Consider the following 12,764-nt stretch of genomic DNA (forward strand, 5'->3'; position numbering starts at 1 on the left):
CTTCGTCAGGACCCCGGCGGCGCGCCGGCGTAGCACCCGCTACGCCGGCGCGTTCCGTTTGGTCAGGGCGGTGGCCAGCTGGGCCCGCGACCGCACGTCGAGCTTCTGGTAGATGCGCGTCAGCCGGGCCTCCACCGTCTTGACGCTGACGAACAGCTTCGCCGCCGCCTCCTGGTTGCTGGCCCCCTGGCTGACGAGCAGCGCGAGCCGGGCCTCCGCCTCCGTGAGGGCCGGTGCCGCGGCCGATTCCGTACGGGTTCCCTCGCCGGCGGCGGTCTCCCCCGCGAGCTCCGCCCACGGAGTGGCCCCGGCCCGGCCGAACACCTCGGCCGCCGCCATGAGCGCGGCCCGGGCCGGTGCGCGCCGGCGGCGGCGCCGTTCGACGCGGGCCAGGGCCAGCAGCGTCCTGCCCCGTTCCAGCGGCAGTCCGAGGGCGTCGAACCGCTGAGCGGTGGTTTCCAGCAGGTGCACGGCCGCGTCGGCCTCGCCCTGCGCGGACAGGCACAGGCCGCGCGCCCGGTCCAGGGCGGCGACGACCCCTCCCCGGCCGAGACCGACGGCGACGGTACGGACGCGGTCGACCAGCCGGGCCGCCTCCCCGGGGGCGTCGGCGGCGACCAGTGCCTCGGCGAGCTCCCCGTGCCAGCGCAGGATCGACGGGTCGGCCACCTTCTGGGCGGCTTCCAGTTCCTCGACCTGCCGCAGGGTGGCGACGGCCTTCGCCGCTTCCCCCGTGGCCAGTTCGACGAGGCCGAGCGCGTGCAGGCTGCGGGAGAGGAACACCTGGTCCCGTTCCTCCCGGGAGGCCTGGATGCCGCGGCGGGCGTATCCGGCGGCCCGCGCGAAGCTGCCGCCGCCGGCCTCCGCCATCGCGGCGAGGTACCAGGCCGGGCCGGGCGAGAGGCCCGCCTCTATGGTCAGTTCCAGGGCCTGTCGGGCCCGCAGGGACGCGGCCCCGCAGCGGCCGCCGCGCAGTTCCACCTCGGTGAGGCTGCGCAGCACCTCGAAGACGTCCTCGGCGGATCCCGTGGCCTGGACGGCCGGGAGCAGCACCATCAGCTGGCGGCGGGCGTCGTCGAGGCTGTCGTCGAACAGGGCGTGCCGTACGGCGAGGTACTGCGGCGCGTTGCGCATGCCGAGGGGGACTTCGGGCACGGGCAGTGCGAGCGCCTCGGCCAGGATCGCCTCCGCGCCCGGGTCGCCGAGGATGCGGCCCATCCGGGCCCGCACCGTCAGGGCCATGGCCTGGGCGACCTGGTCGCCGCCGAGCGCGGCGAGGGCTCCGGCCCGGGCCGCGGCGTCGCGGGCGCGGACGGGGTCGCCGTCGCTGAGGTTGTGCTTCCAGGCCATGCGCAGCTGGACCGCGGCCTGCAGCGAGGGATCCCCCGCCGCGTCGGCCATGGCGTACGCGAAGGTCTCGTCGAGGGTGCCGAGGGCCTGTCCGGCGGCGTCCATGACGGCGAGCCGGGCCCGGACCCGGTCGGCGGGCGAGGCGTCGCGGGCGAGCACGGCCCGGGTGGCCCGATGGGCGAGGTCGGCGCGCCCGGCCCAGCCCGCGTCCTCGGCGGCAGTGACGAGGCGGGCGAGTTCCTCACCGGCCAGGCAGGACGGGGTCCGTTCGGCGGCGAGCAGGCCGAGTTCGGCCGCGAGGGCCCGTCGGCCCAGCCGGCGGCAGACGTCCGCGGCCTCGCTGATCTCGGCGGCGAGCCACTGGTCGGGGGTGTCCACGGCGAGGGCCCGGTGGCGTACGGCCTGGACCGGGTCGTCCACGGCGTCGGCCAGGGCCGCGTGCCCCGCGGCGCGTTCGGGCCAGCCCGCGTCGGCGGCGAGCGCGGTGGGCAGGGCGCCGGCGGTGAACTCGACGCTGCCGTCCTCCCCGACCCGTACCAGTGCGGCCCGTTCCGCCGCGGCCAGCTCCGCCTCGGCGTCGGGGCGTCCGGCCCGGCGCAGCAGGGCGGTGGTGGGGCGGGCGGCGAGCGCGGCGAGGAGCAGGGTGCGGCGGGCCTCGGCGGGGACTCCGGCGAGCAGTCTGCGGGCCACCTCGCGGGCCTGCCCGGAGACGGGCAGGGCGTCGGCGTGGTGCGCACCGCCGTCACGGGCGCCGGCGGCTTCGGCAAAGGAGTGGCCGAGGGCGAGCGCGAGGCGCGGGTTGCCGCCGCTGGCCTGGTGGATACGGCCGGCGAGGCGGGCGGGCAGGCCGTGGCGGACGAGGAGTTCGGCGACCTCGTCGGCACCGAGCGGCGGGATCCGGATCGCGGGGGTGCCGGGCCCGCAGAGGGGTTCGCCGACGGGGGCGCCCTCCTGGGGCTGTTCGGCGACGAGGACCCGTACGCGGGGCGGGGTCAAACGCAGCGCGAAGCGGAGCAGGTCGGTGCTCTCGGGGTCCATCCACTGGGCGTTGTCCAGGACGAGCAGGACGGGTTGGCGGGCGGCGAGCGTCCGCAGCACCTCGACGACGGCCAGGCGCAGGGCGACGTGGTCGCGGCCGACGCGCGGGGCCTCGGCCTCGCGGCACAGCAGGGCGATGGCGGTGCGCTGGGGCCGGGCGAGCTGTTCGAGCCCGGATCCGGGCACGGAGGACAGCAGGGCGGCGGCGGAGGCCTCGGGTATCCGCTGGTCACCCGCCTCGGGAGCCAGTCGCAGCACCGTCTCGCGGCGCGCTTCGGCCGCGGCCGCGACGGCGCGCACCAGCTCCGTCTTGCCCGCGCCGGCGGGTCCGGTGACGAGCGCCCGGCCGTGCGTGGTCAGCGCGCGGTCGACCGCCTTGATGAGTTCAACGTGTCCGACACTTGTGTCAGCGTGCCCCGCCGCCACCACGCACAGCCACCAGCCTCTCGGTCCCCAGCTCCTGTGCCGTTCCTGTGAGAGGCGACAATACGAGGTCAAAGGGCTGGCGGGCTCCGATTGTGACGCAGAAATCAGTCGGCCGACGGGAAAAACCGCCGGACCTGCCGATACGAGGAGTATCAGCAGGTCCGACGGGTTCACTTGGTCCGTACTATCGCCCCGTCAGCCCGAGTTGGGGGGCTCGGCGCGGCGGCGGGCACGGGCCCGGTCAGAAGCCGAGGTTCCAGGAGTCGATCCTGCCGGTGTCGCCGGCGGCGTTGTCGTTGACCCGGAGCTTCCAGGTGCCGTTGGCGACCTCGGAGGAGGCGTCGACGGTGTAGGTCTGGTTGATGTTGTCGGCGCTGCCACCCGCACGGTTGTGCAGGGTGTAGACCGTGCCGTCCGGGGCGACCAGGTCGACCTTGAGGTCACCGATGTAGGTGTGGACGATGTTCACGCCGACCTTGAGCGAGGCCGGCGCGTTGCCGGTCTTGCCGGTGACGGTGATCGGGCTCTCCACGGTGCTGTTGTCGGCGATCGCGTAGTCCGTGGTGTTCTCGAAGCCCGTGGTGGGCGCGGTCACCGCGGTGATGGTCGCGGCCGCGTCGGCGAGGCCGGCGCCGCAGCCGCCGGTGCAGGTGCCGGCCAGCGGGCGGGCGTTGTCCTTGATGGCGCTCTCGATCTGCGCCGGGGTCAGCGAGGGCTTCGCCGACTTCATGAGGGCGGCGAGGCCCGCGATGTGCGGGGCGGCCATGCTGGTGCCCTGGTACGGCTTGTAGATCTCGGAGCCCGGGGTGGTGGTGCCGGCGTTCAGCGTCGAGAGGATGCCGTTCTCGGGGGTGGTGACGGTGCCGGGCGTGTCGGTGCTGCGGCGGGTCTCACCGCCCGGGGCGGCGATGTCGATGATGGCGCCGTAGTTGGAGTAGAACGAGCGGTCGCCGGTCCGGTTGGTGGAGGCGACGTTGATCACGTTGTTGCAGCTGGCCGGGGAGAAGTTGGCCGCGTCCGCGTTGCTGTTGCCGGCGGCGACGACGACGGTCGTGCCGCGGGCGACGGCCGCGTTGATGGCGTTCTGGTAGGTGGAGCTGCAGGCGCCGGAGCCGCCGAGGCTCATGTTGATGACCTTGGCCGGGGTGGCGTTGGCGGGGATGCCCGCCACGCTGCCGCCGGAGGCCCAGGTGATGGCGTCGACGATGTCCGAGGTGGCACCGCCGCACTTGCCGAGCACGCGGACGGGCTGGATCTTCGCCCCGTACGCGATGCCCGCGACGCCCTTGGAGTTGTTCGTGGCGGCCGCGATGGTGCCCGCGACGTGGGTGCCGTGCCAGGAGGAGTTGCTGGCCGTGGAGCCGGTGCCGCACTCGCCGGCCGCGCTCCAGTCGCCCTGGTCGGACGGGTCGCTGTCGCGGCCGTTGCCGTCACGGGCGGCGGTGGAGCTGGTGATGAAGTCGTAGCCCGCGACGATGTTGGGGGCGACGTCCGAGTGGGCCACGTAGCCGGTGTCGATCACGGCGACGGTGACGCCGGAGCCGGTCGTCTTGTCCCAGGCGGCGGGGACGTTCATGCCGGCGGTGGGCTCGAAGAGGTCCCACTGCTTGGCGTACTCGGTGTCGTTCGGGGTGACGGCCAGCGGGTAGGCACGCGCGTCCACCTCGACGTACGCGACGTCCGGGTCGGCGCGGAACTGGGCCATCACGTCGGCGGCGTCCTTGGGAGCGACGGTGCCGCCGAGGTTGACGAGGGCGGCGCCGGTGCCGAGGCGGCGGTCGAACTTCGCCTTCTTGCCGGCCTTCTTCCCCTTGGCCGTGGCATCGGCGGCGGCCGCCGTGTTGGAACTGGCCTCGGAGGCCGAAGCCTTGTATCCGACGATGAGGTTCTCCACCGGCGCGGTGCCGGCCGCCGCGGCGGCGGGGGCCCCGGCGGGGGTCTCGACGGCCACGGACGCGGTGGCGGTGCCGGCGAGCAGGGTGACGGAGATCGCCGCCACGGATATGAGCCTACGACGTCTGGATGCGTGCACGGTGTTCCCTTTCACGGGCCGGTTCCGGGCAGGCCGGAGCGGCCGGTCGGTGCAGTGTGGGAGGTGAACCGGCGGCTGCGGGGCCGGGAGCGAGCTGGTCGAACTCGCCCCGGCCGCCACCGCGCGCCACGTCGCTCCGGCCTCGACGGCGGGGCAGGGCAACGGCGGTACCGACGGTCCGCCGGGCGGCGCGGATTCACGCCATGTGGGGTTGGCGTGGGTTCCGACCGGCCCGGGGAAGATCGCCGATGGGCAGACAGTAGGCAACAGGCTGGTGAACTGGATACGGGGAAAACCCTTGTCGGGCCCCCCGGAGATCCCCCTGCCGGATATTAGGCGCAGCCTCCGGGTGGAGGTTCGGCGGGGTGTGCACCGGTTGGGCGACGGGTGCGCCGGTGCGGCGTTTTCAGTGGGGACGGGCCAGTTTGCGGAAGTACGTCCAGCTCGTCTCGTTCGGCTCGGTCCACTTCTCCGGTGCCCGGGCGAACTCCGGGTGGCGGGCCGCGACGTAGGCGCGGGTGCGTTCGGGCACCTCGTCGTAGGAGCCGAGTTTGCGGCCCCGGCAGTGGAAGGCGAGGCCGCCGGGCCGCGGGCCCTGTTCCATCCACGGCAGCCACGGGGACATCCGCGTCCACGACAGGGTGGCGGGCACGCTCGGCGCGTCGGTGGTCGTCACGTCCGCCGGTGCGAAGTACTGGAAGAGCTCCAGCGCCCGGTAGGTGTCGTCCGCGGAGTTCAGCGGGAACTCGGCGACCGGCAGCGGCGAGGGGTAGGCGAGGGGGATCTCCAGGCTGAAGCAGACCTGGTCGCCGAGCTCTGTCATGGGAACGGGGAAGGGCCGCAGCCGCAGGTTCGCCGGATCGTTCCAGACGTGGACGACCGGTTTGCCCTCCCAGGTCTCCATGATCTCCCGGGTCACCGGGTCCAGGTAGAACGCGGCCTCCCGGTTCAGCAGGAGCCAGCCCCCGGTCTCCTCGTCCGGCAGGAGGCGGGCGACGCTGACCCCTTCGAAGCCGAAGAGGTGCCGGTACGGCTCCCCCGGGCCCCACGAGTGGACGTCGCCGGACCACCACAGGGTGACCTCGGAGCCGTCGAGCGACGCGCGGGTGCGGGCGAGGGCGTTCACGAGCTCGGCAGGTGTCATGGGACGTACTCTGCGCATCCGCCGCGCCGCCGGACAAGAACGCCCCGGGGCGGCGCCCGGCATGCGGATGCCAGGTTGACGGCGGTGGCACCACCGGCAACCGTGACCGGCATGGGGAACGAACGCCGACTGCTCACTCTCGTCATCTGCCTGGTGCTGGGCGGCGGGCTGCTCGCGGCCGTGCTGGGCGCGTCGCGGGCGGCCGGTCCGGGACACGGCGCGGGGCACGGCGCGGGGCACGGCGCGTCGGGGCCGGCGCCTTCCGACTACGTGGACATCAAGGACGTTTCACCCTCCGCCCCCACCTCCCCCGACCCGGCTCCGGCCACCGGGCCCGACGGCTCGGCGGGCTCGGTGACCGTGGAGTGCGGGCGCAACGGCGAAGGCCACTACAACGAGGACAACCTGGTGGTCTCCCCCGGTGTCCGGGCCGGCGCCCACCACACGCACGCGTACGTCGGGAACCTCTCCGCGGACGCGATGTCCACCGACGCCTCCCTGGACGCGGCCGCCACCAGCTGCACGGGCGGTGACCGGTCCACGTACTACTGGCCCGTCCTGCGCCGCACCGACCGTCCGGGCACCCTCCCGTACGAGACCTCGGCCGGGCACGGCAACGTCGGCGAGATCCTGCCCGAGGCCTCGGTCCGGGTGGAGTACCGGGGGAACCCGGTGAGCAAGGTGGTGGCGATGCCCCGGTTCCTGCGCGGGATGACGGGCGACGCCGTGGCGTTCACGGCGGGCACCGGCGCCGACGTCCGGGCCCGCTGGGGCTGTTCCGGCTCACCCGACCGCTCCACCACCCGCTATCCGCGCTGCCCGGCCGGCGACCTCGTCACCCGCACCCTGGCCTTCCCGAGCTGCTGGAACGGGCTGGACACGGCGAGCGCCGGACACCGGTCCCACCTGCGCTTCCCCGAGGCGGGCGGCGTCTGCCCGCGCGGCACCTTCCCCGTGCCCGAACTGCGGCTCACCCTCGCCTACGAGGTCCCCGCGGGCGCGCCGATCGCCCTCGACTCCTTCCCCGAGCAGCGGCACAGCCCCAGGACGGACCACGCCATGTTCGTGAACGCGATGACCGACGGACGGATGGCCGGGGTCGTCGACTGCCTCAACACCGGCCGCGACTGCCGCATCTGAGCGTGAGAGTGACCCACGTCACCTGAACCGCTCGCCCGCCGGCGGCGTGTTCCGACCGCACGGCAATGCGAGGAAGACGGAGAGGGTGAGATGGCCGGACCACTGTGGCCCCGCACTCGGCGGGGCTCGACCGACGAGGCACTGATCAAGTCGGTGTACGAGGAGCACGGCCACGCCCTGCTCGCGTACGCCACGAGGCTGACCGGGGACCGGGCCGCAGCCGAGGACGTCGTCCAGGAGACCCTCATCCGCGCCTGGCGGCATTCCGAAGTCCTGGTCAACGGAAAGGGTTCGGTGCGCGGCTGGCTGCTCACCGTGGCCCGCAACATCATCACCGACCGCTACCGGGCCAAGGCCGCCCGGCCGCCGGAGGTGTCCGGAGCCTCGGCCGCTCCCCCGGTGGAGGCGGACCACGCCGAATCCGTGGTGGACACCATGACCGTCCTCGGCGCCCTCGACCGGCTGTCCCCGGAGCACCGGGACGTGCTGACGGTGCTGTACTACCGGCAGCTGAGCGTCTCGGAGGCCGCCGACAGCCTCGGCATCCCGGCCGGTACGGTCAAATCGCGTTCGCACTACGCGCTCAAGGCCCTGCGCGAGCTGTTCGCCGACGGCGGCGCGAGGGATGACGGTTCCAGAGACGGCAAACGACCGGGCAGGCCGCCCCAGCAGCCCGCCGGACTGCGTGAGGTGGTGGCATGAACGGGCAGCGGCACGAGGAGGAACTCCTCGGCCCGTACGTCCTCGGTGTACTGGACGAAGAGGACGTCCGCCGGATCGAGGAGCACATCGGCGGATGCGTGGGGTGCCAGGAGGAGGTGGCGGCGTTGAGGGAGATGGAGGCCGCGCTGGGCGAGGTGCCCGGGGAGGCGTTCCTGGACGGGCCCCCGCAGGGCGGCGACCTGCTGCTGCAGCGCACGCTGCGGCAGATGCGCGGCGAACTGGAGGCAAGGCGGCGCCGGCGCACCGGGCTCGTGGCGGTGGCCGCGGCGGCCTCGCTGGCCGCGGTGTTCTGGGCCGGCACGCAGCTCGGCTCCGGCGACGAAGGCGCCCTGGCGGTGCCGCCGGTGCCGTCCCCGACGGTGACGACGGCCCCTCCGTCCCACGTCCCGGGGACCAAGGTGGCCTCCGCGACCGATCCGGGCACCGGGGCGCGCATCACCGTGACGATGACACCCGCGATGAAGTGGGTGCGGCTGAACGCGGCGGTGACGGGAGTTCCGCCGGGCGAACGGTGCCGGCTGGTCGTGGTCGCCAAGGACGGCACGCGTACCACCGCCGGAGGCTGGGTCGTGGGCAGCACCGCGGGCGGCGAGGGCAAGGGCGCGTCGCTGGACGGCTCGGCGGCCGTGGACCCTGCGGACGTCAAGCAGATCCTGGTCGAGAACGAGGCGGGCCGCGCGTTCGTGTCCGTACCGGTCTGACGGACACGGCGGGACGGGCGTGACGGAGCCCGGGAGCATATCCAGCTCCCGGGCTCCTGTGTGCCACCCAATTGCGCACACCGGCACGTTTAAGAGTCGCGGATCATTCTTAGATCGATGTGTTCTGCCTTTGAACTACCGCGCCACGAGGAGAGGCGCAGGGGGGACTTGAACCCCCATCCATCGATGATCGTCCACGCTCGGTCGATCCGGTGTTCGGCGGCGAATACTGAGACTGGAGCGAGAATCTGAGATTGACGGGGCCGCCTCTGCCAGGCTTGGGCCACCCCGGCACGTGTGCCGGGGGAGGGATTCGAACCCCCAACTGACACCCCTGTTCAGCTTCGACATTCAGTTTCAGCTTGCGCTCTCGCGCACCCCCCGCACACGGGCGGGGGGCGTTCACGGGGCTACCTGAACAGGTAGCCGAACACCGCGTCGCCGACCGGCTGGTCGGTGACCTCGGTGCTGTTGGCCTCCTCGCGGGCGTACTTCACGGCCTGCTGGAGCTTCTCCACACGGTCGAGGAGCTCGTTCACGCGGCGGGCCGGGAGGGCGCCGGAGAACTTCACGGTCGTCCAGTAGCCGACCGGCACGTCCTCGTAGTAGACCTCGACCTGCGCGGGATGCTTCTCGGTGGCCTCGGCCTTGACGTGGTTGCGCGGCACCTTCTTGGTACGGACGGTGCGCACCGGATCCGTCTTCCAGGAGTCCGTGGACGGGTCCAGGTTCCAGGACTCGGACGCGTCGAGCACCGGCAGCTTGCGCACGAAGGTGTGCAGGTCGGTGAGCTGCTTCTCCAGGAAGAGCAGGTACGGGACGGGCACCTGCGGCAGCAGGACGTTCCCGTCCACGACCACGTCGGCGGCCGCGCTGCGGTTCGCCCAGTCCTTGGTCGCCGTCACGTCGAACAGCCGCGTCAGCGTTCCCGCCGTGGCGCGCAGCACGTCCTCCGCCTTGATCTGCACCCGGGTGGACTCGGGCGGCAGCTGCTCGCCCTCTTCGTCCTTGGGCTGGTAGGTCCGCGAAATACCGGCCAGCAGAGCGGGCTTCTGCACATCGTGGTGAGCCTGGGTGAGCTCGGACAGGGACTTGGACTTGACGCCCTTTTCGACTGCGATGATCTGATTCAGCTTCGGCACGCGCTCAACGTAGCAGCAGCTTGTCCGATGATTCACCGGAGTTTCCGCCCGGATCGCGGACCGGCGGCATGACACGGGGGCAGGCCCGGACCGATCATCACATTGCGGTTCATGACATCCTGTGGCGTCACAACTCGCCGGACGGGATCGGCGGACGTCCGGGAATATGGGGAAGGTCCATGAGGCTCTGCTTCCTGGTGGAGGAGCACTACCGCCATGACGGCATGCCGAACGAGGTGATCCGGCAACTCACCGCGTGGGGCCACCGGGTCGACGTCGTGCGGCCGGGCGGTTCCCTGCTGCGCGTGAGCGAGGCGGTCGACGCGGGCGCGCACGACGCCTGGGTGCTGAAGACGGTCTCCGGCGGACCCGGGCTGACCCTCCTGGAGGCCGCCGCCGCGGCCGGGACGACCACCGTCAACGACGCCCGCTCGATCCGCGGCGTACGGGACAAGGCGCTGGCCGCCGCCATCGGGCGCGGCAGGGGACTCCCGCTGCCGGTCACCTACGCCGTGGCCCTCCCCGAACTGCTGCGGGAGATACCCGAGGCCGAGTACCCCCTCGTCGTCAAGCCCGCCGACGGCAGCTCCGGGCGGGCCGTGCACCTGGTGTCCTCACCGGAGCGGCTGGAGGCGATGCTCCCCGCGCTCGCGGGCGAGGGCATGCTCATCGCCCAGCCGTACGTGCCCAACCGCGGGACGGACATCAAGGTGTACGGGGTCGGCGGCGAACTGTTCGCGACCGAGCGCTGTTCCCCGCTGCACCCCGATCCCTCGGTACGGGAGCGGCGCGTGCCGCTGTCGGCGGAGGTGGCGGCGATCGCCGCGCGCGTGGGGGAGGTGTACGGGCTCGATCTGTACGGGGTGGACGTGCTGCTGGGCCCCGACGGGCCGGTGGTGGTCGACGTGAACGACTTCCCGAGCTTCCGCCAGGTGCCGGACGCGGCGGCGCGCGTGGCCGCGGCGGTACTGGAGCTGGCCCGGGCCGGCTCGGCCCACTCCCCCGCCGCGGCCCGCCCCCTTCCCGTGTCGATCCCCGTACAGACGACTTCGACGCCGGCACCCTCGGGGCAGCTCTCCGCCCGGGCGGGGGAGAGCGCGTGAGGATCGGCCTGATCACCCCGGAGCCCGGGCACCCGCTGCTCGCGGCCGCCACCGCCCTCCTCGTGCCCGGGCACACCGTCGAGGTGCTCGACCCGGGTGCCCCGGACGCCCCGGACGCGGCTCCCGACCGCCCCGCCGACGTGTACCTGCTGAAGTCGCGCACCGCGCGGGCACTGGAGCTCGCCCGGGAACTGGAGCGCCGGGGCTCGGCCGTGGTCAACTCCGCCGCGGCCACTGCCCTGTGCCAGGACCGGACCCGGATGGCGGAGCTCGCCCTGGGGGCCGGACTGCCCTTCGCCACCACCCGCACCCACGGCTCGCTCTCGGCATGGGCCTCCGGCGCCGTGCTCCCCTCCCCCGTGGTGGTCAAGAGCCGGCGCAGCCGCCGGGGTGACCTCGTCGCCCGCGTGGACGACGGCGCACGGCTGCGGCAGTTGGCGCTGGACTGGCCCCACGAGCCGGTCGTGGTCCAGCAGTTCGCGCCCAACAACGGCTGGGACCACAAGCTCTGGGCCATCGGCGACCAGGTCTTCTGCGCGCTGCGCCGCTCCGAGCTCTCGCCGGGGGGCCGGGGCCCCACCCGGCCGCTGCCACTGGACGAACTGCCCGCCGGATGGGCCGATCTGGTCCGGAAGACCGGCGCGGTGTTCGACCTGGAGGTGTACGGCGTCGACATCATCGACGTGGGCGACGGGCAGCCGCTGATCGTCGACGTGAACGCCTTCCCCGGCATCCGCGGCCAGGCCGGCGCCCCCGAGGCACTGGCGGCGCTCGCCCTGCGGCGCGCGGCCGGACGGACCCGCGCCACCCGATAGGCGGGGGTGTCGCGGGCCGCGCCCCGCGCCGGATGGCCGAGGATCGGGGCATGGGCGTCGTCCTGCCGGTCCTCTGCGCACTGTTCGCGGCGTTCTCCAACGCGCTGGCCACCGTGCTCCAGCGGCGGGCCGCCCTCACCGTGCCGCAGAGCGAGGGCTTCCGGTTCGGCCTGATCCTGGACCTGCTGCGCCGCCCGCTGTGGATCGGCGGGATCCTCGCGGTCATCGCGGCCGGGGTCGGCCAGGCCGTGGCGCTCGGCACCGGCGCGCTGGCGCTCGTACAGCCCCTGTTCGTCCTGGAACTGCCGCTGGCCCTGCTGATCGCCTCGCTGTTCGCCCGTCGGCGGCTGCCGGGATCCCTGTGGCTGGCGGTCGCGATCCTGGTCGTCGGGCTCGGGGTGGCGATGGCGGCCGCCTCGCCCGAGGGGAACCGTACGCACGTCCCCTTCGACCGCTGGGTCCTGGCCCTGGCCGCGTGCGCGGCCGCCGTCACCGCGCTGGCTCTCGCCGGGCTGCGGCGGCCGCCGGGCCGGGCGCGGGCCGGATGCCTGGGCGCGGCCACGGCCGTCTGCTACGCCCTCACGGCGGCCCTGATGAAGTCCGCCGTGCACCTCCTCGACGAGGGCGGCGTCGGCGCCTTCCTGACCGCCTGGGAGACGTACGCCTTCGGCGCGACCGGTATCTGCGCCCTGCTGCTGCTCGAACACGCCATGCAGGGCGGTCCGCTGGTCGCCTCCCAGCCGGCGCTGACCCTCGGCGACGCGAGCGTCAGCGTGGCACTGGGCGTGCTGCTGTACGAGGAGCACCTCCGCTCGCAGTGGTGGCTGCTCCCCCAACTCCTGGGCGTGGCCCTGATCTGCGTGGGGGTACTGGCGGTGGCCCGGGCGGGCGAGGGCGCGCCCTGACGCCCCTGCGGGCGTACTGCGGGGTCCAACGCGCGTCGTCGCGATGGCGGCGCCGCCGGTCCCCCGCGGGGCGTCGTACGCGGGTGCCCAGCGGGGCCGGCCCCCACTGCCGCCCCCGCGCCGCCGGGGTCGGTGTGTGCCGGGGCGCCCCCGCAGGGCGTCGAACGCAACCACCCTCCACGTACCAGTGCCTCTGCAGGTTCGACGCCCGAGGAGGTGCCCCGACGCGCGGCCGGCCCCGGCGG

At 73.6% G+C, this 12,764-nt stretch carries 10 protein-coding genes; 6 read left to right on the forward strand and 4 right to left on the reverse strand.

Annotation, left to right across the window (positions count from 1 at the left end; translation table 11 throughout):
• Positions 1 to 39: 39 nt before the first annotated feature.
• From ACZ6Y1_RS04330 to ACZ6Y1_RS04340, 3 genes are all read right to left on the reverse strand, one after another.
• A complete protein-coding gene (locus ACZ6Y1_RS04330) occupies positions 40 to 2,817 on the reverse strand; it encodes a helix-turn-helix transcriptional regulator (RefSeq protein WP_469622594.1) in 2,778 nt (925 codons plus the stop codon).
• Between the two features lie 238 nt (positions 2,818 to 3,055).
• Positions 3,056 to 4,813 carry a S8 family peptidase gene (locus ACZ6Y1_RS04335; protein WP_469622597.1) on the reverse strand — a complete coding sequence of 586 codons (1,758 nt, stop codon included), beginning with the start codon at positions 4,811 to 4,813 and terminating at the stop codon, positions 3,056 to 3,058.
• A 439-nt stretch (positions 4,814 to 5,252) separates the two neighbouring features.
• Entirely contained in the window at positions 5,253 to 5,990 is a 738-nt protein-coding gene (locus ACZ6Y1_RS04340) for a DUF1838 family protein (protein ID WP_469622600.1), read from the reverse strand.
• Between the two features lie 111 nt (positions 5,991 to 6,101).
• On the opposite strand from ACZ6Y1_RS04340, the gene ACZ6Y1_RS04345 reads away from it, so the two are divergent.
• From ACZ6Y1_RS04345 to ACZ6Y1_RS04355, 3 genes are all read left to right on the forward strand, one after another.
• On the forward strand, positions 6,102 to 7,130 hold the full coding sequence (locus tag ACZ6Y1_RS04345; RefSeq protein ID WP_469622603.1) for a DUF1996 domain-containing protein: 1,029 nt from the start codon (positions 6,102 to 6,104) through the stop codon (positions 7,128 to 7,130).
• 90 nt (positions 7,131 to 7,220) lie between these two features.
• Positions 7,221 to 7,832 (forward strand): sigma-70 family RNA polymerase sigma factor, encoded by a 612-nt coding sequence (locus ACZ6Y1_RS04350; protein WP_469622607.1) that lies wholly within the window; start codon positions 7,221 to 7,223, stop codon positions 7,830 to 7,832.
• A complete protein-coding gene (locus ACZ6Y1_RS04355; RefSeq protein WP_469622610.1) occupies positions 7,829 to 8,554 on the forward strand; it encodes an anti-sigma factor family protein in 726 nt (241 codons plus the stop codon). Before ACZ6Y1_RS04350 ends, ACZ6Y1_RS04355 begins: the two co-directional genes overlap by 4 nt.
• A 410-nt stretch (positions 8,555 to 8,964) precedes the next feature.
• Here ACZ6Y1_RS04355 and ACZ6Y1_RS04360 read toward each other — a convergent pair whose 3' ends face one another.
• Positions 8,965 to 9,696, reverse strand: a complete 732-nt coding sequence (locus ACZ6Y1_RS04360) for a DUF7873 family protein (RefSeq protein WP_469622615.1) — start codon at positions 9,694 to 9,696, stop codon at positions 8,965 to 8,967.
• A gap of 179 nt (positions 9,697 to 9,875) precedes the next feature.
• Here ACZ6Y1_RS04360 and ACZ6Y1_RS04365 point away from each other — a divergent pair, with 179 nt between their 5' ends.
• The 3 genes from ACZ6Y1_RS04365 to ACZ6Y1_RS04375 are packed head-to-tail and all read left to right on the forward strand — an operon-like array spanning position 9,876 to position 12,519.
• Positions 9,876 to 10,799 (forward strand): ATP-grasp domain-containing protein, encoded by a 924-nt coding sequence (locus ACZ6Y1_RS04365; RefSeq protein WP_469622618.1) that lies wholly within the window; start codon positions 9,876 to 9,878, stop codon positions 10,797 to 10,799.
• Complete coding sequence (locus ACZ6Y1_RS04370) at positions 10,796 to 11,614, forward strand: ATP-grasp domain-containing protein (RefSeq protein WP_469622623.1); 819 nt, start codon at positions 10,796 to 10,798, stop codon at positions 11,612 to 11,614. The genes ACZ6Y1_RS04365 and ACZ6Y1_RS04370 overlap by 4 nt, the downstream gene beginning before the upstream one ends.
• A gap of 50 nt (positions 11,615 to 11,664) precedes the next feature.
• Positions 11,665 to 12,519 (forward strand): DMT family transporter, encoded by an 855-nt coding sequence (locus tag ACZ6Y1_RS04375; RefSeq protein WP_469622626.1) that lies wholly within the window; start codon positions 11,665 to 11,667, stop codon positions 12,517 to 12,519.
• The last annotated feature ends 245 nt before the right edge of the window (positions 12,520 to 12,764 follow it).

It is taken from the genome of Streptomyces sp. NPDC053432 (assembly GCF_055585365.1).